General features: G+C 71.8%; 22 protein-coding genes and 1 riboswitch. Of the genes, 12 read left to right on the top strand and 10 right to left on the bottom strand.

Annotation, left to right across the window (positions count from 1 at the left end):
* Positions 1 to 119: 119 nt before the first annotated feature.
* From ABKW26_RS18985 to ABKW26_RS18975, 3 genes are read left to right on the top strand one after another with little or no spacing between them, the layout of a single operon-like run.
* Entirely contained in the window at positions 120 to 392 is a 273-nt protein-coding gene (locus ABKW26_RS18985; RefSeq protein WP_348595645.1) for an HPr family phosphocarrier protein, read from the top strand.
* The gene (gene ptsP / locus ABKW26_RS18980; protein ID WP_348595644.1) at positions 389 to 2,062 is read left to right on the top strand and encodes a phosphoenolpyruvate--protein phosphotransferase; all 1,674 of its coding nucleotides are present in this window, start codon (positions 389 to 391) and stop codon (positions 2,060 to 2,062) included. The genes ABKW26_RS18985 and ptsP overlap by 4 nt, the downstream gene beginning before the upstream one ends.
* Before the next feature lie 10 nt (positions 2,063 to 2,072).
* Entirely contained in the window at positions 2,073 to 2,861 is a 789-nt protein-coding gene (locus tag ABKW26_RS18975) for a 3-keto-5-aminohexanoate cleavage protein (protein WP_348595643.1), read from the top strand.
* Here ABKW26_RS18975 and ABKW26_RS18970 read toward each other — a convergent pair.
* The 4 genes from ABKW26_RS18970 to ABKW26_RS18955 are packed head-to-tail and all read right to left on the bottom strand — an operon-like array spanning position 2,833 to position 9,804.
* Complete coding sequence (locus ABKW26_RS18970; protein WP_348595642.1) at positions 2,833 to 3,816, bottom strand: hypothetical protein; 984 nt, start codon at positions 3,814 to 3,816, stop codon at positions 2,833 to 2,835. The genes ABKW26_RS18975 and ABKW26_RS18970 overlap by 29 nt on opposite strands.
* Positions 3,817 to 3,854: 38 nt before the next feature.
* Entirely contained in the window at positions 3,855 to 5,108 is a 1,254-nt protein-coding gene (locus ABKW26_RS18965; protein WP_348595641.1) for an acetate kinase, read from the bottom strand.
* Positions 5,105 to 7,270 carry a phosphate acetyltransferase gene (pta, locus tag ABKW26_RS18960; RefSeq protein ID WP_348595640.1) on the bottom strand — a complete coding sequence of 722 codons (2,166 nt, stop codon included), beginning with the start codon at positions 7,268 to 7,270 and terminating at the stop codon, positions 5,105 to 5,107. The genes ABKW26_RS18965 and pta overlap by 4 nt, the downstream gene beginning before the upstream one ends.
* On the bottom strand, positions 7,267 to 9,804 hold the full coding sequence (locus ABKW26_RS18955; RefSeq protein ID WP_348595639.1) for a phosphoketolase family protein: 2,538 nt from the start codon (positions 9,802 to 9,804) through the stop codon (positions 7,267 to 7,269). Before ABKW26_RS18955 ends, pta begins: the two co-directional genes overlap by 4 nt.
* A 206-nt stretch (positions 9,805 to 10,010) precedes the next feature.
* On the opposite strand from ABKW26_RS18955, the gene ABKW26_RS18950 reads away from it, so the two are divergent.
* Positions 10,011 to 10,886: an SURF1 family protein gene (locus ABKW26_RS18950; protein ID WP_348595638.1), complete on the top strand. Its 876-nt coding sequence runs from the start codon at positions 10,011 to 10,013 to the stop codon at positions 10,884 to 10,886.
* A gap of 41 nt (positions 10,887 to 10,927) precedes the next feature.
* Here the strand turns inward: ABKW26_RS18950 and ABKW26_RS18945 are convergent, their stop codons facing one another.
* The 3 genes from ABKW26_RS18945 to ABKW26_RS18935 all read right to left on the bottom strand — a co-directional run bounded on the left by ABKW26_RS18945 (position 10,928) and on the right by ABKW26_RS18935 (position 15,308).
* Positions 10,928 to 11,623, bottom strand: coding sequence for a YceI family protein (locus ABKW26_RS18945; protein WP_348595637.1), 696 nt, complete (start codon positions 11,621 to 11,623; stop codon positions 10,928 to 10,930).
* Positions 11,624 to 11,787: 164 nt separating this feature from the next.
* Positions 11,788 to 13,473 carry an ABC transporter ATP-binding protein gene (locus tag ABKW26_RS18940; protein WP_348595647.1) on the bottom strand — a complete coding sequence of 562 codons (1,686 nt, stop codon included), beginning with the start codon at positions 13,471 to 13,473 and terminating at the stop codon, positions 11,788 to 11,790.
* A 53-nt stretch (positions 13,474 to 13,526) separates the two neighbouring features.
* Complete coding sequence (locus ABKW26_RS18935) at positions 13,527 to 15,308, bottom strand: ABC transporter ATP-binding protein (protein ID WP_348595636.1); 1,782 nt, start codon at positions 15,306 to 15,308, stop codon at positions 13,527 to 13,529.
* A gap of 53 nt (positions 15,309 to 15,361) precedes the next feature.
* On the opposite strand from ABKW26_RS18935, the gene ABKW26_RS18930 reads away from it, so the two are divergent.
* From ABKW26_RS18930 to moeB, 3 genes are read left to right on the top strand one after another with little or no spacing between them, the layout of a single operon-like run.
* On the top strand, positions 15,362 to 15,799 hold the full coding sequence (locus tag ABKW26_RS18930) for a DUF3817 domain-containing protein (protein WP_348595635.1): 438 nt from the start codon (positions 15,362 to 15,364) through the stop codon (positions 15,797 to 15,799).
* Positions 15,796 to 16,272, top strand: coding sequence for a hypothetical protein (locus ABKW26_RS18925; protein ID WP_348595634.1), 477 nt, complete (start codon positions 15,796 to 15,798; stop codon positions 16,270 to 16,272). The genes ABKW26_RS18930 and ABKW26_RS18925 overlap by 4 nt, the downstream gene beginning before the upstream one ends.
* A 20-nt stretch (positions 16,273 to 16,292) precedes the next feature.
* Complete coding sequence (moeB, locus tag ABKW26_RS18920; RefSeq protein WP_348595633.1) at positions 16,293 to 17,528, top strand: molybdopterin-synthase adenylyltransferase MoeB; 1,236 nt, start codon at positions 16,293 to 16,295, stop codon at positions 17,526 to 17,528.
* Between the two features lie 60 nt (positions 17,529 to 17,588).
* On the opposite strand, the gene ABKW26_RS18915 is transcribed toward moeB, so the two are convergent.
* The 3 genes from ABKW26_RS18915 to thiO all read right to left on the bottom strand — a co-directional run bounded on the left by ABKW26_RS18915 (position 17,589) and on the right by thiO (position 19,878).
* Positions 17,589 to 18,422, bottom strand: a complete 834-nt coding sequence (locus tag ABKW26_RS18915) for a thiazole synthase (protein ID WP_348595646.1) — start codon at positions 18,420 to 18,422, stop codon at positions 17,589 to 17,591.
* A gap of 5 nt (positions 18,423 to 18,427) precedes the next feature.
* The gene (gene thiS, locus ABKW26_RS18910) at positions 18,428 to 18,673 is read right to left on the bottom strand and encodes a sulfur carrier protein ThiS (protein ID WP_348595632.1); all 246 of its coding nucleotides are present in this window, start codon (positions 18,671 to 18,673) and stop codon (positions 18,428 to 18,430) included.
* Entirely contained in the window at positions 18,670 to 19,878 is a 1,209-nt protein-coding gene (gene thiO, locus ABKW26_RS18905; RefSeq protein WP_348595631.1) for a glycine oxidase ThiO, read from the bottom strand. The genes thiS and thiO overlap by 4 nt, the downstream gene beginning before the upstream one ends.
* Positions 19,870 to 19,975, bottom strand: a riboswitch (TPP riboswitch). (Overlaps the previous gene by 9 nt.)
* A 16-nt stretch (positions 19,976 to 19,991) precedes the next feature.
* Here thiO and thiE point away from each other — a divergent pair.
* The 5 genes from thiE to ABKW26_RS18880 all read left to right on the top strand — a co-directional run.
* Positions 19,992 to 20,756, top strand: a complete 765-nt coding sequence (thiE, locus tag ABKW26_RS18900) for a thiamine phosphate synthase (protein WP_348595630.1) — start codon at positions 19,992 to 19,994, stop codon at positions 20,754 to 20,756.
* The gene (locus tag ABKW26_RS18895) at positions 20,753 to 21,325 is read left to right on the top strand and encodes a hypothetical protein (protein WP_348595629.1); all 573 of its coding nucleotides are present in this window, start codon (positions 20,753 to 20,755) and stop codon (positions 21,323 to 21,325) included. Before thiE ends, ABKW26_RS18895 begins: the two co-directional genes overlap by 4 nt.
* Positions 21,322 to 21,600, top strand: a complete 279-nt coding sequence (locus tag ABKW26_RS18890) for a hypothetical protein (RefSeq protein ID WP_348595628.1) — start codon at positions 21,322 to 21,324, stop codon at positions 21,598 to 21,600. The genes ABKW26_RS18895 and ABKW26_RS18890 overlap by 4 nt, the downstream gene beginning before the upstream one ends.
* Before the next feature lie 42 nt (positions 21,601 to 21,642).
* Positions 21,643 to 23,223 (top strand): glutamine-hydrolyzing GMP synthase, encoded by a 1,581-nt coding sequence (guaA, locus tag ABKW26_RS18885; protein WP_348595627.1) that lies wholly within the window; start codon positions 21,643 to 21,645, stop codon positions 23,221 to 23,223.
* A 72-nt stretch (positions 23,224 to 23,295) separates the two neighbouring features.
* On the top strand, positions 23,296 to 24,036 hold a 741-nt coding region (locus ABKW26_RS18880; RefSeq protein ID WP_348595626.1), incomplete at its 3' end, for a hypothetical protein.

The raw sequence follows: 24,036 nt of genomic DNA, 5'->3' as shown, positions 1-24,036 counted from the left end.
CCCCCCCCCCCCCCCCCCCCCCCCCCCCCCCCCCCCCCCCCCCCCCCCCCCCCCCCCCCGCCCCTCACCGCACCGCCCCCGCCCGCACACCTTCCCGACCGACGATCAAGGATCAGCCCATGTCCACACGCACAGTTGCAGTCGCCTCGACGTCCGGCCTCCACGCCCGACCGGCCTCGCTCTTCACGCAGGCCGTGGCCGGGTCCGGCGTCGACGTCACGATCGCGCACGACGGGGGAGAGCCCGTCGACGCAGCGAGCATCCTGCTCGTCATGTCCCTCGGCGTCCCGCACGGCGACGAGGTGACCCTCGAAGCCGACGGCGACGAGGCAGAGCGCGTGCTCGACGAGCTCGTCGCGCTGCTGGGTCGCAACCTGGACGAGGAGCCGTGACTCTCCACGGAGCCGGGGTCGGACGGACCGGGGTCATCGGCCCGGTCGTCCGGGTGAGCCCGGCACCGCCGGCCCCGACGGACGAGGCCGTTCCCGCCGACCGCGAGGAGACCGCGACGCGGGTCGGTCAGGCGTTCGACGACGTCGCTGCCGGGCTCCTGGCGCAGGCCGCGACGGCCCAGGGTGCAGCCGTCCCTGTCCTGGAAGCGACCGCCCAGATGGCTCAGGACCGAGCCCTGCGCAAGCAGACCCTGGCCCGCGTGCAGGCCGGCGAGCCCCCGGTGACGGCGCTCGACGCCGTGATCAGCGGCTTCGCCGACATGTTCACGAAGGCCGGCGGCATGCTCGCCGAACGGGTCACCGACCTCCGGAGCGTGCGCGACCGGGTCGCGGCCCACATCCTCGGGACACCCGCTCCCGGCGTGCCGACGTTGACAGAGCCGTCCGTCGTCGTCGCCGACGACCTCGCACCCGCCGACACCGCGGCGCTCGACCTGCGATACGTCCTCGCGATCGTCACCGAGCGCGGCGGCACCACCAGCCACACGGCCATCATCGCCGGTCAGCTCGCGATCCCGTGCGTCGTGCGCGTCACCGGGGCGATGGAGCTCTCGGAGGGCACCGTCGTCGCTGTCGACGCCGCGGCCGGGACCGTCGAGCCCGACCCCAGCCCCGAGACGGCCGCAGCCTTCGCCGAGCGTGCGCGGGTCGCCCAGCAGCTCGCCGAGGACACGTCGCCCGGAGCCACCGCCGACGGTGTCCCCGTCAGCCTGCTCGCGAACATCGGGACAGCCGAGGACGCCGCCCGCCTGACCGCAGGATCCGTCGAAGGAGTCGGCCTCTTCCGGACCGAGGTCCTGTTCCTCGGACGCGCGAGCGCACCGACGCGCGAGGAACAGGCAGCGGTCTACACGCGTGTGCTCGAGTCGCTCGGCGGCCGCAAGGTCGTCGTCCGGACGCTCGACGCCGGTGCGGACAAGCCGCTCGCCTTCGCGACGCAGCCGGACGAGGAGAACCCTGCGCTGGGGATCCGCGGCTACCGGCTCGTGCGCACCGCACCGGAGCTGCTCGAGACTCAGCTCGCTGCGCTCGCCGACGCGCAGGAGGCCACGGGGATCGAGCCCTGGGTCATGGCGCCGATGGTCTCCACGCCGGACGAGGCCCGTGACTTCGCGGCCGCTGCACGCCGTCACGGCATCCGCACGGTCGGGGTCATGGTCGAGGTCCCGGCGGCCGCGCTGCGCGCCGACGCGATCCTCGCCGAGGTCGACTTCGTGTCCATGGGCACCAACGACCTCGCCCAGTACGTCATGGCGACCGACCGGCTGCGGGGGGAGCTCTCCGACCTCATCAGCCTGTGGCAGCCGGCTGTCCTCGACCTCGTGGCAGCCACGGCAGCAGCGGGGGAGCGGACCGGCAAGCCGGCGGGTGTCTGCGGCGAGTCCGCCTCCGACCCTGTCATGGCGGTCGTGCTCACCGGCCTCGGTGTGACGTCCTTGTCGATGTCGCCGGCAGCGGTCCCGATCGTCCGGTACGCGGTCGCGCAGCACACCCAGGCCCAGGCGCAGACCGTCGCCCGTGCAGCACTGGCGGCCCGGTCGGCAGACGCAGCGCGTGCCGCGGCGATCGCCGCGCTGCAGCCTGCCGTCGCGGAGGTGCTCGGGCTGTAGCGTGGCGCCGGTGAGACGATCCTCTCCGGCTGCCTGCGCCCTCCTCGTCAAGGCTGCTCTCAACGGCAACCGGGGCCGGGAGGAGCACCCGGCCCTCCCGGTGACGCCGGACGAGCTCGCTCGTGACGCGGTGGCCGTCCGGCGCGCAGGTGCCGGGGCGGTGCACGTTCACCCGAGGTCCGCGACAGGGCAGGACTCGCTCGTCCGGTCGGACGTCGCGGCCGCGGTCGGTGCGGTGCGCGCGGCCGCACCGGGGCTCGCGGTCGGTGTGACGACCGGTGCCTGGGCCGCTCCCGGACCGGACGATCGGATCCGCCAGGCCCGGTCATGGGCAGGAGGAAGTGGTGCCGTGCGCCCCGACTTCGCGTCCGTCAACTGGCACGAGGACGGGGCGGACGAGGTCGCCGACGCCCTGGTCGCGGCGGGGGTCGGCGTCGAAGCCGGTCTCTTCCACCTCGACGCGCTCGAGTCCTGGACGCGGTGGCCGCAGGCGCGGCGTGGGTGCGTGCGCGTCCTGCTCGAGCTGCCTGACGGCCTCGACGAGACCGGTACTGCTGCGTACGCGCTCGCGATGATCGGCGCCGTCCGCGCGTTCGGCACCCACGCACCTGTCCTCCTTCACGGCGAGGGGACGAGCTGCTGGCCCGCACTGAGGCTGGCCGTGGAGCTGCGCCTCGACACGCGCATCGGCCTCGAGGACACGCTCCTGCTGCCCGACGGGGCACCCGCACGTGACAATGCGGCACTCGTCGAGGCTGCGCTCGCGATCGTCAGCGAGCGGGGTCCGGCTCCGGTGTGAGGGCGCGCTCGACGTGATCGTCCAGCTCCACGCGGTCGTGGTCCCAGGCGTGGCCGTGCGACCCCGCGTGGTCTCCCGGTTCGGCGCGATCGTTCGGCTCGGCGTGGTCTCCCGCATCGGCGCGATCGCCGTGCTGGTCGTCGCCGACCGGCTCTGCGGAGCTGTCGTGCCCGGTCTCGTCCGCGTGCTGGGGGCGCTCGGTCTGCCCGACCTCGTCGACGAGATCGGTGTGCAGAGAGTGCTCTGACTCGTCCGACGGCTGGTCCCTGGGCTCGTCCTCGCGCTCCTGGGCGACGTGCTCCTCGTCCTCCCCGGCGACGTGCTCCTCGTCCTCACCGACGGGGTCCTCACCGACGAGGTCCTCACCGACGACGACGTCGTCGAGGTGGGCGCCGTAGAACTCCGACTGGCCCGCCATGATCTTCCGCATCGACGTGCCGCGCGGGACGCCGTACACGGTGCCTGGGAAGTCGAGGTCCCGCTGGATGGCCCAGATGTCTCGGTGCTGGTCCGGTGGTCTCACTGTCGCGGGCGTGCCGACGGCGACCCAGCCGATGGGGACGACGGAGCCTGCCTCGACGGTCGTGCTGACCTGGACGACGCCGTTGATGCGGATCTCGGCACCGTTGCCGATGACGGAACCGGGGAAGAGGGCGGCTCCTGTCGCGATGAATGCACCGGCGCGCACCTCGGCGCCGTTGACGTGGGCGTGGGGGCCGACGAGCACGAAGTCGCCGATGACGGCCGGGTGGCCGGCCCGCCCCTTGACGACGGCGTTCTCCATGATGACGACGTCCCGGCCGACGCGAACCTGGCCGTCCTCTGCGGTGAGGACGGCACCGTGGAGCACACGGGAGCCCGCTCCGACCACGACATCGCCGCAGAGCACGGCGGTGGGAGCGACGTACGCGGACTCGTGGACGGAGGGGGCCTTGCCCCTGTGTTCGATGAGCATGGGCGAATCCTACCTACCCGAGGTCGGTGAGTGGTGACTCAGGCCACAGACGTCTCGTCGCCCTCGATGAGCCCGATGCACTGGCGCGCGATCGCGAGCTCCTCGTTGGTCGGGACGATCATGACGAGGGTCGACGTCCAGTCGGGGGAGATGATCCGTGGCTCCCGCGAGCGCTCGTCGTTGAGAACCGGGTCGATCGCGATGCCGAGGCTCTCGAGTCCGGTCAGGGCGAGACGTCGCACGATCTCGTCGTTCTCGCCAGCGCCGGCGGTGAAGGTGATGACGTCGACGCGGCCGAGGACGGCAGCGTACGCACCGATGTACTTGCGCAGGCGGTGGATGTACACGTCGAGAGCCAGCGTGGCGCCCTCGTCGCCGGCCGCCACGAGATCGTGCAGCACCCGGAAGTCGTTGTCCCCGGCGAGCCCCTTGATGCCGGAGCGCTTGTTGAGGAGGTCGTCGATCTCGTCGATCGACATCCCCGCGTTGCGGTGGAGGTGGAACACGATCGCCGGGTCGATGTCACCCGACCGGGTACCCATGACGAGACCCTCGAGCGGGGTCAGACCCATGGATGTGTCGACGGCCACGCCACCCTTGATCGCGGACGCCGAGGCGCCGTTGCCGAGGTGCAGCACGATCTGGTTGAGGTCCTCGAGCCTGCGCCCGAGAAGACGAGCGACCTCTCGGGAGACGAACTGGTGGCTCGTGCCGTGAAAGCCGTAACGGCGGATCCCGTGCTTCTTCGCCACCTCGGCGTCGATCGCGTACGTGTGCGCGGCGGCGGGGAGCGTCGTGAAGAACGCGGTGTCGAAGATCGCGACGTGCGGGACGTCCGGGAAGAGCGCACGAGCGACCTCGATGCCGCGGACGTGGCCGGGGTTGTGCAGCGGGGCGAGCGGGATGAGGTCCGTGATGTCCTGGACCACCTGGTCGTCGATGAGCACCGGGCCGGAGAACTTGCTGCCACCCTGCACCACGCGGTGTCCGACGGCGACGACATCGGCCTCGTCGAGGTTGGGGCCGTGCTCCGTGAAGAGGTCGAGCGCGATCCGCAGCGCTGCACCGTGGTCCGGGACCGCCATGTCGCGGCGGGTGGTCGTGCCTGCGAACTTGTGCGTCACCCGACCGTCGGCCTCACCGATTCGCTCGATGAGCCCGGAGGCGATCGCCTCGCCGCCGACGGGGTCGACCAGCTGGTACTTCACGGACGACGAGCCCGAGTTGATGACGAGCACGCTGCTGTGGGGAGCGAGCGGGGGGAGCTGCTCACCTGTGGTGGGGGTGTTCATGAGCGGGGGGCTCCTTCGTGCGCTGCGGGGGAGAGGGACGCCTCGGCGTGGAGCTGCGCCTGGGCTTCTGCCCGTGCCTGCGCCTGGATGGCGGTGATGGCGACGGTGTTGACGATGTCTTGGACGAGCGCACCACGGGAGAGGTCGTTCACGGGCATGCGCAGCCCTTGGAGGACGGGGCCGATCGCGATGGCGCCTGCGGAGCGCTGGACTGCCTTGTATGTGTTGTTCCCGGTGTTGAGGTCGGGGAAGACGAACACGGTGGCGCGACCGGCGACGAGCGACTCGGGCATCTTCGAGGCGGCGACGGAGGCGTCGACCGCGGCGTCGTACTGGATCGGACCCTCGACCGACAGGTCGGGGCGACGCTGACGGACCAGCTCCGTGGCGGCGCGGACCTTGTCCACGTCGGCACCCGTGCCCGACTCGCCGGTGGAGTACGAGAGCATCGCGATCCGCGGCTCGACCCCGAACTGGGTCGCGGTCGCCGCGGACGAGATCGCGATGTCGGCGAGCTGTTCCGCCGTCGGGTCCGGGTTGACGGCGCAGTCGCCGTAGACGAGCACGCGGTCCTCGAGGCACATGAGGAACACGGAGGACACGACGGAGACGCCGGGGACGGTCTTGATGATCTCGAACGCAGGCCGGATCGTGTGGGCGGTCGTGTGGGCCGCGCCCGAGACCATGCCGTCGGCGTAGCCGAGCTGCACCATGAGCGTGCCGAAGTAGGACACCGAGCTGACGATCTCGCGTGCCCGGTCCACGGTCATGCCCTTGTGGGCGCGCATCGCCGTGTACTCGTGCGCGAACGACTCGAAGAGCTCGCCGGAGCGGGGGTCGATGACCTTCGCCTCGGAGATGTCGAGACCGAGCTCGATGGCTCGTGCCCGGATGGACTCTTCCTCGCCGAGGAGGGTGATGTCGGCGACCTGGCGCTGCAGGAGCGTCGACGCCGCTCGCAGGATGCGGTCCTCCGAGCCTTCGGGCAGCACGATGTGCTGACGGTCCGCGCGGGCCCGGTTGAGGAGCTCGTACTCGAACATCAGCGGGGTGACGACCTCGGGACGCTCGACGTCGAGTCGCTCGAGGAGCGCCTTCCCGTCGACGTTCTGCTCGAAGAGCGCGAGCGCGGTGTCGACCTTGCGCTGGGAGTCCTTGCTGACGCGTCCGCGTGCGGACGCCGCGGCGCTCGCTGTGCGGAACGTCCCGAGGTCCGTCCGCACGATGGGGACGCTCGGGGCGAGGTCGGCCACGAGGCGGGCGACGGACTCGGGTGGGTAGAACCCGCCGTTGAGGATGATCGCCGCGAGCGAGGGGAAGCTCTTGGCGGTCTGTGCGGTGAGGAGCCCGAGGAGGACGTCGGAACGGTCGCCCGGGACGATGACGGCGGCACCGTCGGAGAGCCGGTCGAGGAGGTGCTCGAAGTTCATGGCACCGACGAGGACGTCGAGCACCTCGCGACCGAGCAGCTCGGGGTCGCCGAGGACCTGGTGGCCCTGGACGGCCTCCATGAGCTGGCTCACGGTGGGTGCCATGAGGAACGGGTCCTCGGGGACGGTCCACACGGGCAGGGCGCCCACGGCGGCGAACTCGGCCTGGATCTCGGGGAGGTCGCCAGGGACGCAGCGGTTCGCGACGACACCGATGACCTGGGCGTGGTTCGCCTCGAGCTCCGAGACGCACACCTCGCTCAGCTGGCGCACACCTGCGGGGGAGCGGCCGTTGCCGGAGAGGACGAGGAGCACCGGGGCGCCCAGGTTCGCAGCGATCCGGGCGTTGTACGCCAGCTCGGTCGGTCCGGCGACGTCCGTGTAGTCCGTCCCGACGACGACGACCACGTCGCACCCGGCCGCGACCTCGTGGAAGCGCGTGACGATCTTCGACAGCGCCGCCTCGGGGTCCGCGTGGACCTCGTCGTACGTCACGCCCACGCACTGCTCGTACGTGAGGTCGACGCCGTCGTGGGCGAGGAGCAGCTCGACGACGTAGTCGTCCGACCCGCTCGGCGCTGTCGGGTTCTGCCCGGTGCGGGTGACCGGGCGGAACACCCCGACGCGCTGGACGCGCCGCGAGAGGAGGTCGACGACCCCGAGGGCGATGGTGGACTTGCCCGTCTCACCCTCGGGGGACGTGATGTAGATGCTGCGAGCGGTGGAGCTCACTCGTTGTCGCCTCCGGTCGATGCAGTGTTGGGCAGAGCGGCCTGAGGGCCGCCCTCCGTGGTCGCGGTGTCGCCCGCGTCGGGCCAGACCCAGTCGCGGATCTCCGGGACGTCTTCTCCGTGGTCACGGGTGTACTGACGGGCGTCGAGGCGCGCGTCCTCCATCTTCTGGCGAAGGATCGCGGCCTTGCTCCGCAGGTGCGGCACCTGGTCGATGACGTCGATGACGAGGTGGAAGCGGTCGAGGTCGTTGAGCATGACCATGTCGAACGGCGTCGTCGTGGTGCCCTCCTCCTTGTACCCGCGCACGTGGATGTTGTCGTGCCCTGCGCGGCGGTACGTGAGGCGGTGGATGAGCCACGGGTAGCCGTGGTAGGCGAAGACGACGGGCTTGTCCGTGGTGAACAACGTGTCGAAGTCGCGGTCGGAGAGCCCGTGCGGGTGCTCCTTCGCGTCCTGCAGACGCATGAGGTCCACGACGTTGACGACGCGCACCTTGAGCTCCGGCAGGTGCTGGCGGAGCAGGTCCGCGGCCGCGAGGACCTCGAGCGTGGGCACGTCGCCCGCGCAACCGAGCACGACGTCCGGGTCCTCGCCGGGCACCTCGGTGCCGGCCCAGTCCCAGATCCCCAGGCCGCGGGTGCAGTGCGCGACAGCCTGGTCCATCGTGAGGAAGTTCGGCGCGGGCTGCTTGCCGGCGACGACGACGTTGACGTAGTCCCGGCTGCGCAGGCAGTGGTCGTACGTGCTGAGGAGGGTGTTGGCGTCCGGCGGCAGGTACACGCGGACGACCTCGGCCTTCTTGTTCACGACGTGGTCGATGAACCCGGGATCCTGGTGCGAGAAGCCGTTGTGGTCCTGGCGCCACACGTGGCTCGAGAGCAGGTAGTTGAGCGAGGGGATGGGCCGGCGCCACGGGATCTCGCGCGTGACCTTGAGCCACTTGGAGTGCTGGTTGAACATCGAGTCGATGATGTGGATGAACGCCTCGTAGCAGTTGAACAGCCCGTGGCGCCCGGTGAGGAGGTAGCCCTCGAGCCAGCCCTGGCACTGGTGCTCGGAGAGCATCTCGACGACGCGTCCGGCGCGTGCAAGGTGGTCGCCCACGTCGCTCGGCAGGTAGTCGGCGTTCCACACCTTGTCGGTGGCGTCGAAGACGGGCTGGAGGCGGTTGGACGCGGTCTCGTCCGGACCGAAGATCCGGAAGTTGTCCGGGTTGAGCCGGATGACGTCGGTGAGCCACGTCCCGAGGACCTTCGTCGCCTCGCTGATCGAGCCGGCCGGGGTCGGTACGTCCACGGCGTAGTCGCGGAAGTTCGGCAGGCGGAGGTCCTTCATGAGGAGGCCGCCGTTGGTGTGCGGGTTCGCGCTCATCCGGAGCTCGCCGGGAGGCGAGAGAGCGGCGATGTCCTCGACGAGGCGTCCTTCCTCGTCGAAGAGCTCGTGCGCCCGGTAGGACTCCATCCAGCCCTTGAGGACCTCGAGGTGCTCGGGGGTGTCGCGGGCGCTCGCGAGCGGCACCTGGTGCGCGCGCCAGGAGTCCTCAGTCTTCTTCCCGTCGATCTCGGGCGGGCACGTCCAGCCCTTCGGGGTGCGGAAGACGATCATCGGCCACATGGGTCGGGACTCGTCGCCGGCAGCCGCGCGGGCCTTGATCGCGGCGATGTCGTTGAGGACGTCGTCGAGCAGCTGGGCGAAGCGCTGGTGGACCTCGAGGTGGTCCTCGCCGTCGAACCCTCCCTCGAAGACGTAGGGGGTGTGGCCGTAGCCGACCATGAGGGAGTGCAGCTCCTCCTCGCTGATGCGAGCGAGGAGGGTCGGGTTGGCGATCTTGTAGCCGTTCAGGTGGAGGATCGGCAGGACCACCCCGTCCTTGGCCGGGTTGACGAACTTGTTCGAGTGCCAGCTCGTCGCGAGGGGGCCGGTCTCGGCCTCGCCGTCACCGACGACGGCCGCGACGAGGAGGTCGGGGTTGTCGAACGCCGCGCCGTACGCGTGGGAGAGCGCGTAGCCGAGCTCGCCGCCCTCGTGGATCGAGCCGGGCGTCTCCGGTGCGACGTGGCTGGGGATGCCGCCGGGGAAGGAGAACTGGCGGAAGAGGCGGTGCATGCCCTCCTCGTCCTGCGTGATGTCCGGGTACGTCTCGGTGTACGTGCCCTCGAGGTAGGAGTTCGCGACGAGACCTGGCCCACCGTGACCGGGGCCCGTGATGTACATGCTGGACAGGGCGCGCTCGCGGATCGCCCGGTTGAGGTGCGCGTAGAGGAAGTTGAGACCCGGGGTGGTGCCCCAGTGACCGAGGAGGCGAGGCTTGACGTCGTCGCGGCTCAGCTCGGTACGCAGGAGTGGGTTGGCCAGGAGGTAGATCTGACCGACAGAGAGGTAGTTGGCTGCGCGCCACCAGCCGTCGACGCGTCGGAGCGTCTCCTCGCTGAGCGGCTCGGTGGGGCGGGACCGCCACTCGCCGCGCGGTGGCGCGGTCGGGGGGTGGTGTGCGGACAGCTGCGATGCGTCAACTGGGGCGGTGGTGCTCATGACGATCTCCTACCGGCGTGAAGGGTGACGCTTTCATGTAACCGTATCTGTAGCAGATGCGCACTAGGCCCTTCGTGCCGCGCGTCGCTCGAGCGGCGTGCTAGGCGGCTCCGGCGGTGGGTGACCTTGGTCACCAGTGTCCGGGATGCGCTTTCCGGTGGTCTGGGCGACCCTGCTGACGACATGCCCCGAGGTAGCCTGAGACTGTGTCAGACGACCTCGCGACCACCCCCGCCACCCGGAGGTCGTTCGGGACGGTGGCGCGCCAGCCCCGCATGATCGTCCTCCTCCTCGTGTTCCTCGCGGCCGCCGCCGTGTGCGCCCGGCTGGGCGTCTGGCAGCTCGACCGTGCACACCAGCGCGGCGACCTCGCGGACACGCAGGCAGCCGTGGAAGAGGCCGCCCGCGTGGCCGACGAGGGCCCCGACGGGCTCGGCACCCTCCTCCCGCCCCAGACGACGTTCCCCGGCGACCTCGTCGGACGTCAGACCTGGGTCGAGGGGGAGTACGACACGTCCGAGCAGCTGCTCGTCGCCGGCCGAGCCCTCGACGGGCAGACCGGCTACCTCGTGCTCACACCCCTGCGGGTGAGCGACGACGGCACCGGCGGCGAGTCCTGGTCCGCTCTGTCGGGCCCACCCGTGGTGCCCGTCGTCCGGGGCTGGGTGCCGACCACGGACGCGACCGCCCTCGCGCCTCCCGAGGGCACCGTGCGAGTCACCGGCTACGTGCAGGCCTCGGAAGCCACCGGGGAGGGCGGGCTGCCCGCCGGTCAGACCGACGCCATCAGCTCCGCTGCGCTCGCGGGCGAGTGGGGTGGACCGATCTACTCCGGCTACGTCGTGCTCCTGGCGTCCGCACCCGAGCAGGACTCGGGACTGAGCCTGTTGCCACGGCCGAGCATCGAGGGCGGCGACGGCCTCGACCTGCAGAACCTCTTCTACGCGCTGCAGTGGTGGATCTTCGGCGGCTTCGCCGTCATGCTCTGGGTGCGGCTCGTCCGGGACGAGGTCCGCGGACCGGCGACCGACCCGGACGAGGACCCTTTCGGCGCCCTCGCCCGGTCCGGCTCGAGCGTCTAGCCGGTCGCTCCGCTCGCAGGCCTGCGCCCAGGCCTGGTGGCTCAGCGCGTCAGGACGAGGAGCATCTCGACGGTGCCCGTGTCCTCGACCTTGACGAAGCCGAGGTCGGGTGCGTCGATGCCGTAGTCCGAGAAGGCGACGGGTACGGTCCCGGAGACCTCGACGCCGTCGGCGGTGCTCTGGGCCTCGAAGCTCACGGTGACGGACTGGGTCACTCCGGCGATGGTGAGGTCACCGGTGCCCTCGACGGCCGCGACACCGTCGGTGATCGCCGAGACGTCCATCGGGGACGTGAGGGAGAACGTCGCGGTCGGGAACTCGTCGGTCGAGAGGATGCTGAGGAACTGGTCGTCCCGGTTGCTCGAGTCGGTCGTGATGGTCGCCATGTCGACCTCGACGTCCGCGGCCGTGACCTCGGTCCCGTCGACCGTCACGGTGCCGGTGACGTCCGTGGTGCGTCCGACGACCGTGACGTCCTGCCCGTTGAGCACCTCGTCGACCCGGTACCCGGCGGCGGAGCCGTCCGAGACGGTCCAGTCGCCGGCGAGGTCCTCGACGTCGCCGGTCGACCCGGTGTCGTCGCCGTCCGTGCTGTCGGCCGGCTCCGTGGTGGACAGCGCGAGCTCTTCGGGGGCGCGGTCGTTCTGGATCTTCGCGTAGAGCGCCGTACCGCCGATGACGACGAGTACGACGACCACGACCGCGATCGCTGCCACGATCCACTTCTTCTTGCTCATCTGGGGCTCCGTCCGACGCGCCGCACGGGGAGTGCCTCCCGCGCGTCCTGGTGAAAGTGCTTGAAGAGACAAGTGAGCCAGACGTACCTGTGAGGCGGCTGGGACGCACCGGTGGAGAACCTGGAACGGCTGTCGGGCGGGTACCCGCCCGACAACCGTTGCCGTCAGGCCTGCTGCCAGCTGTGCCACAGTCGCGCGTAGTCCCCCTCGGCCGCGACGAGCTCGTCGTGCGAGCCGATCTCGGTGATCCGTCCACCGTCGACGACCGCGACGCGGTCGGCGTCGTGAGCCGTGTGCAGCCGGTGGGCGATCGCGACGACCGTGCGCCCGGTGAGGACCGCATTGAGCGACCGCTCGAGGTGGCGCGCCGCACGGGGGTCGAGCAGCGACGTGGCCTCGTCGAGGATGAGGGTGTGCGGGTCGAGGAGCACGAGCCTCGCGAGCGCGACCTGCTGCGCCTGCGCCGGCGTGAGCACGTACCCGCCCGAGCCGACCTCGGTCTCCAGCCCCGCATCGAGGGCCTCGACCCAGGCGCGGGCGTCGACAGCCTCGAGGGCGTCGAGGAGCGTCGCGTCGTCGGCCGTCGCGTCGGCGAGCCGGAGGTTCTCCGCGATGGTCCCCACGAACACGTGGTGCTCCTGCGTGACGAGGGCGACGTGCCGGCGCAGGTCCTCGAGCGGCAGCTCCACGAGCGGGACGCCGCCCACCTTGACGGACCCGCCGGTGGGCGGGTGGATGCCGGCGAGCATGCGCCCGAGGGTCGACTTCCCGGCGCCCGACGGCCCGACGACGGCGAGCCGCTCGCCCACGGTCAGGTCGAGGTCGATCCCGTGCAGCACGTTGTGGCCGGGCCGGTAGGCGTACTCCACGCCGGTGGCCACGGTGTGCTCGCCCGCCGGGGTGCGGTCGCCCGCCTCGCGGTCCCGTGCGACGAGCCCGACCCCGACGAGGCGGGCGAGCGACGTCGCGGCCACCTGGGCCTCGTCGAGCCAGAAGATCAGCTCCCAGACCGGGCCGATGAGCTGCATCGAGTAGAGGACGACGGTGGTCACGGCACCGATCGTGACCGCACCCTCGGAGATGAGGAACGCACCCCAGAGGAGCACCGCGATCGGGGCGATGACGAACGCGCTGTCCATGCCGGGGATGAGGACCGTGCGCAGGTTGAGGGTGCGGCTCTCGGCCGCGAACGCCTCGCGGAGGTCGGCACGCACGCGCTCGCGGCGTCGTCCGCCGAGCCCGAGGGCGTCGACCGTCCGGGTGCCCTCGACGGACTCGGTGATGGTCCCGTTGAGGGTCGCGTACGAGGCCGACTCCCGCTGGTACGCGGGCGCCGCGCGGCGGAGGTACCAGCGCCCGATGACGAGGAAGATCGGGACGCCCACGAGCATGGCGAACGCGACGAGCGGTGCCGTGAAGAACGCAGCGACGATCGTCAGCGTGATCGTCACGGTCGCGACGAGGATCCGGGGCACACCGAAGCGCACGGTGTGCTGGATCCGGTCGACGTCGTTCGTCGTGCGCCCGACGAGGTCTCCCGTGCCTGAGCGCTCGACCGTCGAGAGCGGCAGCTCCGTGACGGTCGCGAGGAAGTCCTCGCGGAGGTCCGCGAAGACGGTCTCCCCGAAGATCATGGCGTTGCGCTGGGCGAAGCGGATGAGCACGGTCTGCACGAGCACCGCGGCGACGAGCGTGAGCACCACCCGGTTGACGTACGCGGACGTGGTGCCCTCGGCGACGGCGTCGACGAGCCCGCCGAGGAGCAGCGGACCGGCGAGGCCGGCGACCGCCGCGACGGTGTGCAGACCGACGACCCCGGCGAGGGGGCGCTTGTTCGCGCGCAGGAGCATGGCCGTGTGCTTGCGGACCGTGGCCCCGTCGGCGACGGGAAGTCGTGACTCGTTCACTGTGCCACCTCCTCAGGTGTGCGGACGGCGGAGGGCGTCTCCTCGCCGAGCGAGCGCCCGACGATCGTGCGGTAGTGGTCGTGCTCCTCGCCCGAGCCCTCGAGGAGCTCGCGGTGCGTGCCGGTCGCGACGACGGTGCCGTCGCGGACGACGAGCACCTCGTCGACGCGGTCGAGGACGAGCGGGCTCGCCGTGACGACGAGCGTCGAGCGGCCCGCCCGCGCCGTGACCAGACGGTCGGCGATCCGTGCCTCGGTGTGGGCGTCGACGGCGCTCGTGGGCTCCACGAGGATGAGGTGCTCGGCCTCGGTGAGCAGCGCGCGGGCGAGCGCGACGCGCTGCCGCTGGCCTCCGGAGAGGGAGCGCCCCTTCTCGGGGAGCTCGCCGTCCAGACCGCCGGGCGTCGAGTCGAGGACGTCCTGGGCGTCTGCGACCCGCAGCGCCTCGAGGATCTCCTCGTCGGTGGCCCGGTCGCGCACGTCCAGCTCGTCGCGGAGCACGCCGGAGAAGAGGTGCGGCGTGGCCTCGGCGACGACCACCCTGCGCCGGAGCTCGGACTTGTCGAGGTCCGCGAGCAGCACGCCGCCGAGGTGGACGGGCGTGGCGGCCTCGGCCGCGTCGTCGAACCGGCCCATGCGGGTGGCGATGTGTGCGGACGTGTCCGGGTGCGCGCTGACGAGGGCCGTGATCCGCCCGGGTGAGATCGCGACGCCTGTCGTGGTGTCGCGGAGCTCGACGCCGTGCGGAGGCATCGGCGTGGTCGCGGGGGAGTCGCCGGCGGCAGGCGTGACCTCGAGCACCGTGATGATCTTGCGCACCGCGACGAACGCGCGGGTGGTGATCTGGATGCTCTGCGTGAGGTTCTGCATCGGCCACGTGAGGAACGTCGCGTAGCCGTAGAACGTCACGAGCTGGCCCGGCGTGATGGTCCCGGCCACGGCCTGCTGAGCGCCCATCCACAGGACGAGAGCGACGAACAGGCCCGGCAGGAGCACCTGGAGCGCGTCGAGGTAGGACTGGGTCGTCGCGACGCGGACGCCGGCCTCGCGCACGCGCTGCGACTGCTGCCGGTAGCGGTCCGTGAAGGCACCCTCGCCACCGATGCCCCGGAGGATCCGCAGCCCGGAGACGGTGTCCGCACCGAGCGTCGTCAGCTTGCCCGAGGCTTCGCGCTGTGCCGACTGCCGGCTCTGCAGCGGCTTGACGAGCAGGCCGAGGATGGCAGCGACCGCGGGCAGGCCGACCACGACGACGATGCCGAGGGAGGGCGAGGTGACGAGCATGAGGATCGCGACGCCGATGTAGGCGACGATGCTGCCGATGAGGCGGGCGGCGTTGAAGTACAGCTCACCGAGGCGCATGGCGTCGGTCGCGACCGTCGCGACGACCTCGCCGGTCGCGAGGTCCTTGGTGATCGCGTCGCCGCTGCGGCTGATCTTGTTCCCGACGAGCTGGGACGTGGAGAACGCGGCACGGAGCCAGTTCTCGACGTCGAAGCGGTGGCCGAACGCACCGGCGACGACCTGCACCACGCCGGCGGCGAGCATGACGAGCGCCCACAGGAGGAGGGTGCTCCCGAGGCCCTTCTCCAGCCCCTCGTCGAGCGCCTGACCGAGCACGTACGGGGTGATGGCCTGCGAGAGGAAGGTGAGGATGCCGCACGTCACGGACAGGGTGAGGACCGCGCCCTGCTGACGCGCCTGCCACAGGAGGAAGGCGAGCGGGGAGGTGAGGGGAGGGTTCCCGGGATCCGGGAGAGGGAGAGGGCGCACGATCATTAACATTAGGTCGTGGCACCGACACCGGGCCACGCAATTTCGGAAGGCACGCCATGACATCACCCTCGACGCCCGACGCTCCGACCACGCCCGACGCGGTCGACGGGTCCACGCCGCCCGCGAGCGCGTCAGCGCGGGCCGCGCGCGAGAAGATCATCGCGGCCGGCGAGGGCGCTCTCAAGCGCTACCGCTTCATGGCGTACGTGACCGGAGTCATGCTCCTGCTCCTGTGCGTCGAGATGATCCTCGTCTACGTGGTGAAGATCAGCCCCGACACCAAGCGCTTCATCGCGTGGATCCCCTTCGCGCACGGCTGGATCTACGTCCTGTACCTCGTCACCGTGGTCGACCTGTGGAGCAAGATGCGCTGGGCGTTCGGGCGGCTCGTCGTCATGGTGCTCGGCGGGGTCGTGCCGGTCATGTCGTTCGTCGTCGAGAAGCGTGTGCACGCCGACGCCGACGCGAAGATCGTGGCCGCCCGGGCGGCGTGACGGTGGACGCGCTCGCCCTCGCGGTCGCGGCCGTCGTCGCGCTCGCCCCGGGTGCCGCGCCGTACGACAGCGGCCCCTACGCCGGAGGGCTGTGCCCCACCGAGGGCGTCGGGTCGTCGCTCTGCACGACCCACCGGCAGGTGCGTGCGGCGGTCCAGGGCGCGGAGCACCGCGCGGACGCCCTCGCGGACGGTGGGACCTGCGAGCAGCAGAGCGGCCTCTGGGTCTGCTTCGGGGTGACGTCCGTCCTCGCGCAGCGCGGTGGCACGACGTACGGCGACACGTTCCTCACGGCGCGTGACCGGCAGGTGCTGGACGACGAGCTCGTGGCGCACGAGCTGGAGCACGTGCGCCAGTGGCGGCTCTTCGGGCCGTCGTTCACCGTCCTGTATCTCCGAGAGGGCTCGGACCCGTGCGAGAACTACTTCGAGGTGCAGGCGGGCCTCGCTCTCGGGGGCTACGAGTGCTCGTGAGGCGTCGGTAGAGTCGAGCCATGTCGCTCCCGCCGCTCGTCGCCGAGTCCGCCCCGCTCTCGCCGGCCGAGCTCGCGCGGTACGCCCGCCACCTGAGCCTCCCGCAGATCGGGACGAGCGGGCAGCGCCGCCTGAAGAACGCGCGCGTCCTCGTCGTCGGGGCGGGCGGGCTCGGCAGCCCGGCGCTCCTCTACCTCGCGGCCGCGGGTGTCGGGACGCTCGGGATCGTCGACGACGACGTCGTGGACTCGTCCAACCTCCAGCGGCAGGTCATCCACGGCACCGCAGACGTGGGTCGCAGCAAGGTCGAGTCGGCTCGGGACTCCGTGCTCGCCGTCAACCCGCACGTCGACGTGCGGGTGCACCCGGTCCGCCTCACCGCGGCGAACGCTCTCGCCGTCCTCGAGGGGTACGACCTCGTCCTCGACGGCGCGGACAACTTTGCCACGCGCTACCTCGTCAACGACGCGTGCGCCATCCTCGGCCTCCCGTACGTGTGGGGGTCGATCTTCCGCTTCCAGGGGCAGATGAGCGTCTTCTGGTCGGCGCCGCCCGCCGGCGTCGACGCCGTGACCTATCGTGACCTCTTCCCGTCCCCGCCACCCCCCGGGACGGTGCCGAGCTGTGCTGAGGGCGGGGTGCTCGGGGCGCTCTGCGCGACCATCGGCTCGGTCATGGCGACCGAGGCCGTCAAGCTCGTCACGGGATCGGGTCGGACGCTCCTCGGCAGGTTGGCGGTGTACGACGCCCTCGACCTCACGTGGCGCGAGCTCGCCGTCGAGCCCGACCCTGCGCTCGAGCCGGTCACCGAGCTCGTCGACTACGACGTCCTCTGCGGCGTGCCCGTCACCACGGCGGACCGTGGTGGCGTGACCGAGCAGGTCGCCGGCACGGCGGCTCCGGCGGCCACGTCCGGCCTCGCGGCGGCTGCCGGACGCGACCTGACCGTCGCGGAGCTCGCGGCAGCGCTCGACGCCGGGGAAGACCTCGTCGTCGTCGACGTCCGGGAGGGGTACGAGCGCGAGATCGTCTCCATCCCCGGCTCGGTGCACGTGCCGATGGACACCCTCCTCACCGGCCGAGCGCTCGAGGACGTGCCGCGGGACCGGCCGGTCGTCGTCTTCTGCAAGATGGGCGGTCGGTCCCAGGTCGTCGTCGACGCCGCCCGCAGCGCCGGGCTGACGAACGTCGGCAACCTGCACGGCGGGGTCCTCGCCTGGGTCCGGGAGATCGACCCCTCGCAGCCGGTGTACTGAGGATCGACGACCGCGCCGAGGGTCGACCACTGAGGCGCGCGCACCGGAGAGCCGCGCACCTCAGAGAGCGAGGTCGAGCAGCCCGTGCGTCGGTGACGATGCGAGGGCCTGCTCCCGGCGCGGGATCCTGCCCGCCGAGGCCGCGAGCCGACCAGCCTCGACGGCCAGGCGCATCGCTCGCGCCATCCGGACGGGATCCGCGGCGCGCGTGACTGCGGACGCGAGGAGCACACCGTCGCACCCGAGCTCCATCGCGAGCGCCGCGTCCGACGCCGTGCCGATGCCCGCGTCGAGGATGACGGGGACGGTCGACCGGTCGGCGATCGCGGTGATGTTGCGGGGGTTGAGGATCCCGAGGCCGGAGCCGATGGGCGACCCGAGCGGCATGACGGCCGCGCAGCCCACGTCCTCGAGCCGGCGTGCGACGACCGGGTCGTCGTTCGTGTACGGCAGGACCACGAAGCCGGCTCGGACGAGCTGCTCGGCTGCGGCGACGAGCTCGATCGGGTCGGGGAGCAGGGTGATCTCGTCGGCGAGGACCTCGAGCTTGATCCAGTCGGTGCCGCACGCCTCGCGTGCCAGCTCGGCGGTGAGCACCGCCTCCCGCGCGCTGAAGCAGCCCGCAGTGTTGGGCAGCGGCCGGATCCCGAGGCGGGCGAGCAGGTCCCAGACCGTGCCTGCACCCGGCGGTCCGGCGTCCCGGCTCACCCGTCGCATCGCGACGGTCGTCAGCTCGGTGCCCGACGCGACGAGCGCCGACTCGAGGTGCAGGAGGTTCGGCGCGCCGCCGGTGCCCATGACGAGCCGCGACCCCAGAGGGACGCCGGCGACGACGAGCGCGTCGGGCGCGGGTGCTCCGTGGTCTGCCACCTCGTCCGGCATCCGGTCCACCATCGGGATCATCCGCCCTGCACCGCGGTGACGAGCTCGATCCGGTCGTCGTCCCGGAGGAGCGTGCTCGCCCACCGGGACCGAGGGACGACCCGGTCGTTGACGGCCGCTGCGATCCCGGTCGGTGCCTCGGACCCGCACGCCGTGTCGCCAGGGGCGGGCAGGACCGGTGCGACGACCGACGCGACGACCGACGCGAGGTCGTCCGCCCCGGTGAGCCGGCGCTCCTCACCGTTGAGCACGACGCGGGTCATGACCGGGCCCCCACGAGGGAGAAGCGCAGCGGGTCGACCGACGCGAGCGCGGCAGGCAGGTCGGGTGCGGGGGTCTCCTCGCCGGCCAGCAGGCCGTCGAGCGCAGCCGCCGTCAACGGTGCGAGCAGGACGCCGTTGCGGTAGTGGCCGGTCGCGACAGCGAGCCCGGGGACCGCGGTCCGTCCGATGATCGGCAGGTTGTCCGGCGTGCCCGGACGCTGCCCGGTCGTCACCTCGTGGAAGTCGAGCTCGTCGATACCGGGGACCAGTGCGCGCGCGTCGCGCAGGAGCGCGTAGACGCTCCCCGCCGGGGTGAGGCTGTCGGTGCGCTCCTCGCTCGTCGCACCGACGACGACCTCGCCGCCAGGACGAGGGACGACGTAGACCGGTCGCATCTGGACCGTCCCGCGCACCACGTGCCGCAGTCCGAAGCCGGGCACGCCCCGGGCATCGAGCCGGATCGACTGTCCGCGGACGGCGCGGGTCGGCACGACGACCTCGGGCACCCCGCCGAGCAGGTCCGCCGAGCGGGCACCGGCAGCGAGGACGACGAGCCCGGCGCTGTGCGTCGCGCCGTTCTCGTCCACCGCGCCGACGACGTCTCCCGTGGCCGAGCGCACGAGCCGGACCGCGGCGGAGCGCACCACCCGGCTCCGCATCCCGGGGCGCCCGTCGACGACCGCCATGAGCGCCCTGTGGGTCGCACGCGGATCGACCTGGTGGTCGCCGCTCACCCAGAACGCACCGGACAGGCGGCTGCCGAGGAAGGGCTCGCGCCCGCGTGCCTCGGCGAGCGAGAGGCGTTCCGACGCGAGGCCCAGGCCCCTGTGGAGGGCGTGCAGCCGGTCGGCCTCCTGGGCGTCGCCCTGGTCGTACGAGACGGCGAGCGTGCCGCAGGCTGCGAGCCCGACGTCGAGCCCCGAGGCCTGCTCGAGCTCGGCCGCGAACGCCGGCCAGCGCGCCGCCGAGTCGACGCACAGCGCGGCGAGCTCCGGCTCGCCGAAGCTCGCCTCGGTGACCGGGGCGAGCATGCCGGCCGCCGCCCACGTCGCCCCCGAGCCCGGGTACGGGTCGAGGCACGTGACGGACAGGCCGAGACAGGACGCTCGCCAGGTGGCGACGGCGCCGATGATGCCACCGCCGAGGACGAGGACGTCCGAGACCGTGGCGGCTGGTGGTGGGGTCGAGACTTCGAGTGCGCGCATGCGCTTGCTCCCTTCGCTGGCATGACCCAGAGCAGGTTCGACGGTCGGCGGAATGCCCTCTCAGCCCCACCTGTGCGGGGCTCCCGTGCGTTGTTCACACTACACTTCCGCGCATGGCCCCGACCTCGGAACCACCCGCCTCTGCGTCACCGGTGCCGGTACCGACCGGCGGCGTGCGCGAGCGGCTGCAGGACGCCCGCCTCTATCTGTGCACCGACGCTCGTCGTGACCGACGAGGTGGCCTCGACCTGCTCGACCTCGTGCGTGCAGCCCTGCGCGGCGGCGTCGACGTCGTCCAGCTGCGCGACCGGTCGCTCGACGTCGCTGAGGAGCTGGATCTCCTCGCGGCACTGCGCGAGCTGACGATCGAGCACGGTGCGCTCCTCGCGGTGAATGACCGCGCCGACGTGGCGCTCGCAGCCCGCGCAGACGTCCTGCACACCGGGCAGCGTGATCTCCCCGTCGCGGCTGCTCGAGGCCTCGTCGGACCGAACGCGGTCCTCGGGCGCTCGACCGGTGGCGGCGCGCAGGCGTCGGCGGCCGACGCCGACCCCGACGTCGACTACTTCTGCGTCGGGCCAGTGTGGGCGACGCCCACGAAACCTGGCCGACCCGCGGTCGGACTCGATGCGGTCCGGCGGGTGGCGGCCGCGCGGCCCGCGACGCCGTGGTTCGCGATCGGCGGGGTCGACCTCGGCAGCGTGCGCGAGGTCGTCGAGGCCGGCGCGCGGCGGGTCGTCGTCGTGCGCGCGGTGACGGAGGCGGCCGACCCGGAGGGGGCGGCGCGAGACCTGCGAGCCACCGTCGCGCGCGCAGTGACTGCAGACGCGGTGACTGCGGTCGCGGGCACGGGCACCGGGCGTGGGCGCCGACCGTGAGCACGACCGCGCGCCGCGCGCTCGTGGCACTCGCGATCGGGAGCCTCCTCGCCGGGCTCCCAGCGTGCAGCCCTGACGGGACCGGCGGCTCCGAGCCAGGGCCTGCCGAGGAGACGACACCCGCGTCGACCTCGGGTGCGGGGGTCGCGACCGTGTCGACGGACTCGTTCGTCGAGCAGACCGTCCTCGTCGACGGGGTGGAGTCGGACACGGTGACCATAGGGGTCCAGTCGCTCGTCGTCGAGGGGGAGACCATGACCCTCACCCTCGTGTACACGCCGCGCCTCTCCTCGCTGGAGCCCGACGAGCGCGTCTCGCTCTATGACGTCCTCTCCCCGGACAGCGCCCGGCGCCCGACGCTGCTCGACCGGACGAACCTCAAGGAGTACAGCGTCATCACGGACGGCGGCGACGCCTGGACGACCGCGGTGTCCGACGTGGAGGTGACCAACGGGTCGCCGGTCGTCTTCTGGGCGGTCTACGCGGCACCGCAGGACGACATCGACGTGGTCGACATCCGGGTGTCCTCGACCTGGCCGGAGTTCACCGGCGTCCCGATCGCCCGATGACGCGTCGTGGTGGTCGGACACCCGCACTCCTCCTCGCCTCCCTCCTCGGCGCCGCAGCCCTCTGCGCGGTCGGCGTCTCCGCGGCGACGGGAGCGGGTACGCCCCCGGGCCCCGAGGCTCTCGGCACGCCGACGACGGAGCAGCTCGACGACGCGGTCCGCCCGTGGGACCCCGCCGACGGAGACGTGCGGACCTGGGTGATCGGTCCCGACGCCGTGCGGCAGTGGGTCGTCACGGACGACGCGGTCGGCCAGCTCGAGGAGGACGGGCAGTAGCCCGGTCCCGCCGCCCCGCCAGGGGCCGACTATCCTGTCCAGGTGACACAACTCCCTCCCTCCTTGCCGCGTCCCGTCCTCGTGGTCGACTTCGGTGCCCAGTACGCGCAGCTCATCGCTCGTCGCGTCCGCGAGGCCAAGGTCTACTCCGAGATCGTCCCGCACACGTCCACGGTCGAGCAGATGCTCGCCAAGAACCCGGCGGCGATCATCCTCTCCGGCGGGCCGTCGTCGGTGTACGCCCAGGGCGCGCCCTTCGTCGACCCCGCGCTGTTCGAGGCCGGTGTCCCGGTCTTCGGGATCTGCTACGGCTTCCAGGCGATGGCGAAGGCGCTCGGCGGCACCGTCGAGCAGACCGGGCTCTCCGAGTACGGCGGGACGCCCGTCACCGTCGCCCGGACGGGTGCGCTGCTCGAGGGCTCTCCCGAGCAGCAGACCACCTGGATGAGCCACGGTGACGCGGTCCACACTGCACCGGAGGGCTTCGAGGTCCTCGCGACCTCCGCCGGGTCGCCGGTCGCCGCGTTCGAGAACAACGCCCGCCGCCTCTACGGCGTGCAGTGGCACCCCGAGGTCAAGCACTCGCCGCTCGGCCAGAAGGCGCTCGAGAACTTCCTCTACGAGGGTGCCGGCCTCTCACCCGACTGGACGCCCGGGCACGTCATCTCCGACCAGGTCGACGCCATCCGCGCCCAGGTCGGCGACGCACGCGTCATCTGCGGTCTCTCGGGCGGCGTGGACTCCTCCGTCGCGGCCACGCTCGTCCAGAAGGCCGTCGGCGACCAGCTCACCTGCGTCTTCGTCGACCACGGCCTGCTCCGCGCCGGCGAGGCCGAGCAGGTCGAGCAGGACTTCGTCGACGCGACAGGCGTCCAGCTCAAGGTCGTCGACGCGCGCGAGCGCTTCCTCTCGGCGCTGGCCGGCGTGAGCGACCCGGAGACCAAGCGCAAGATCATCGGCCGCGAGTTCATCCGCGTGTTCGAGGACGCGGCACGGGAGATCGTCGAGGACGCGGGCGCGCACGGCGAGGAGGTCAAGTTCCTCGTCCAGGGGACCCTCTACCCGGACGTCGTCGAGTCCGGCGGCGGTGAAGGCGCTGCGAACATCAAGAGCCACCACAACGTCGGAGGGCTGCCCGACGACCTGCAGTTCTCGCTGGTCGAGCCGCTGCGCACGCTCTTCAAGGACGAGGTCCGGGCCGTGGGCCTCGAGCTCGGCGTGCCCGAGGTCATCGTGTGGCGGCAGCCGTTCCCGGGACCGGGCCTCGGCATCCGGATCGTCGGCGAGGTCACGGCCGAGCGGCTCGAGATCCTCCGGGCCGCGGACGCGATCGCACGCGAAGAGCTCACGCGCGCCGGTCTCGACCGGGAGATCTGGCAGTGCCCCGTCGTGCTGCTCGGTGACGTGCGCTCCGTGGGCGTGCAGGGTGACGGCCGGACGTACGGTCACCCGATCGTGCTGCGCCCGGTGTCCTCCGAGGACGCCATGACCGCAGACTGGACGCGGCTGCCGTACGACGTCCTGGCTGTCATCTCCACCCGCATCACGAACGAGGTCAAGGACGTCAACCGCGTGGTGCTCGACGTGACGAGCAAGCCGCCGGGCACCATCGAGTGGGAGTGACCGCACCACCCGCCGACGACCGATTCGTTACGGTGGGCGCACGTTCGCAACATCCTCGACAAGGAGAAGACGATGTCTAGCAAGGTCACCATCAGGCAGAGCAAGGGCGTGGGGGTCGTCGGACTCATCGCGCTCATCGCCGGTGTCGTTCTGATCATCGCGGGCGGCATCACGTGGTGGGCGGTCGCCGACAAGCTCGCACAGGAGAACATCACGGTGTCGGAGGACGCCTCGTTCCTCGCCGGCAAGAAGGTCAACGACCCGTTCTCGGCCTTCGCGCAGGCCGACGTCATCAACCGGCACGCCCTCGAGTCGTCCGACGGACAGACCTACGCCGAGCTCGACCGGGACGACCCCGCACGCGAGAGCGTCATGAACGCGTCCTTCCTGCGCGCCTCCCTGTTCACGTCGGTGGTGTCGTTCGGCATCGCCGCCCTGGTCATGGGACTCGGTCTGCTCTTCGTCCTCGTCGGCTGGGCCCTGCGACGGGTCGCAGGCGGCCCGCCCGTCGTCGTCGAGACCTCGAGCACTCCAGGCGCGCACTCCGCGAACGCTCCCGAGGTCACCTCGGACACGACGCGGTCGGGCGAGAAGCCCGACGCGACGAAGAGCAAGGAGCCCGGCTCGCGCCGCACCCCCTCCTCGCCGGCCACGTCCGCGACGCCGGTCGTCCCGGCCGCGACCGCCGCGACGAGCACGACGACGACCGGTTCGGCGACACCGCCTCCCGCGTCCACCAAGGCGCCCGGCTCGCCGGACGAGCCGATCCGGATGAGCAGGTCCGAGCGCGTCAACGGCGCCGCTGCGTCGCCC

The organism is Sanguibacter sp. 25GB23B1, from assembly GCF_040012415.1.
GTDB lineage: Bacteria > Actinomycetota > Actinomycetes > Actinomycetales > Cellulomonadaceae > Sanguibacter.
The sequence above is the reverse complement of the archived record's forward strand: the minus strand, read 5'-3'. Positions and strand labels throughout refer to the sequence as shown.

Coding starts and splice junctions, on each gene's coding strand:
- ABKW26_RS18955 (WP_348595639.1), bottom strand. CDS start 9,804: ATGAGCACCACCGCCCCAGTTGACGCATCGCAGCTGTCCGCACACCAC.
- ABKW26_RS18940 (WP_348595647.1), bottom strand. CDS start 13,473: ATGCTCCTGCGCGCGAACAAGCGCCCCCTCGCCGGGGTCGTCGGTCTG.
- ABKW26_RS18945 (WP_348595637.1), bottom strand. CDS start 11,623: ATGAGCAAGAAGAAGTGGATCGTGGCAGCGATCGCGGTCGTGGTCGTC.
- thiS (WP_348595632.1), bottom strand. CDS start 18,673: ATGACCCGCGTCGTGCTCAACGGTGAGGAGCGCCGGCTCACCGGGGCG.
- ABKW26_RS18965 (WP_348595641.1), bottom strand. CDS start 5,108: ATGAACACCCCCACCACAGGTGAGCAGCTCCCCCCGCTCGCTCCCCAC.
- thiE (WP_348595630.1), top strand. CDS start 19,992: ATGGCCCCGACCTCGGAACCACCCGCCTCTGCGTCACCGGTGCCGGTA.
- ABKW26_RS18930 (WP_348595635.1), top strand. CDS start 15,362: ATGACATCACCCTCGACGCCCGACGCTCCGACCACGCCCGACGCGGTC.
- ABKW26_RS18985 (WP_348595645.1), top strand. CDS start 120: ATGTCCACACGCACAGTTGCAGTCGCCTCGACGTCCGGCCTCCACGCC.
- thiO (WP_348595631.1), bottom strand. CDS start 19,878: ATGCGCGCACTCGAAGTCTCGACCCCACCACCAGCCGCCACGGTCTCG.
- ABKW26_RS18970 (WP_348595642.1), bottom strand. CDS start 3,816: ATGCTCATCGAACACAGGGGCAAGGCCCCCTCCGTCCACGAGTCCGCG.
- moeB (WP_348595633.1), top strand. CDS start 16,293: ATGTCGCTCCCGCCGCTCGTCGCCGAGTCCGCCCCGCTCTCGCCGGCC.
- ABKW26_RS18890 (WP_348595628.1), top strand. CDS start 21,322: ATGACGCGTCGTGGTGGTCGGACACCCGCACTCCTCCTCGCCTCCCTC.
- ABKW26_RS18915 (WP_348595646.1), bottom strand. CDS start 18,422: ATGGTGGACCGGATGCCGGACGAGGTGGCAGACCACGGAGCACCCGCG.
- ABKW26_RS18935 (WP_348595636.1), bottom strand. CDS start 15,308: ATGATCGTGCGCCCTCTCCCTCTCCCGGATCCCGGGAACCCTCCCCTC.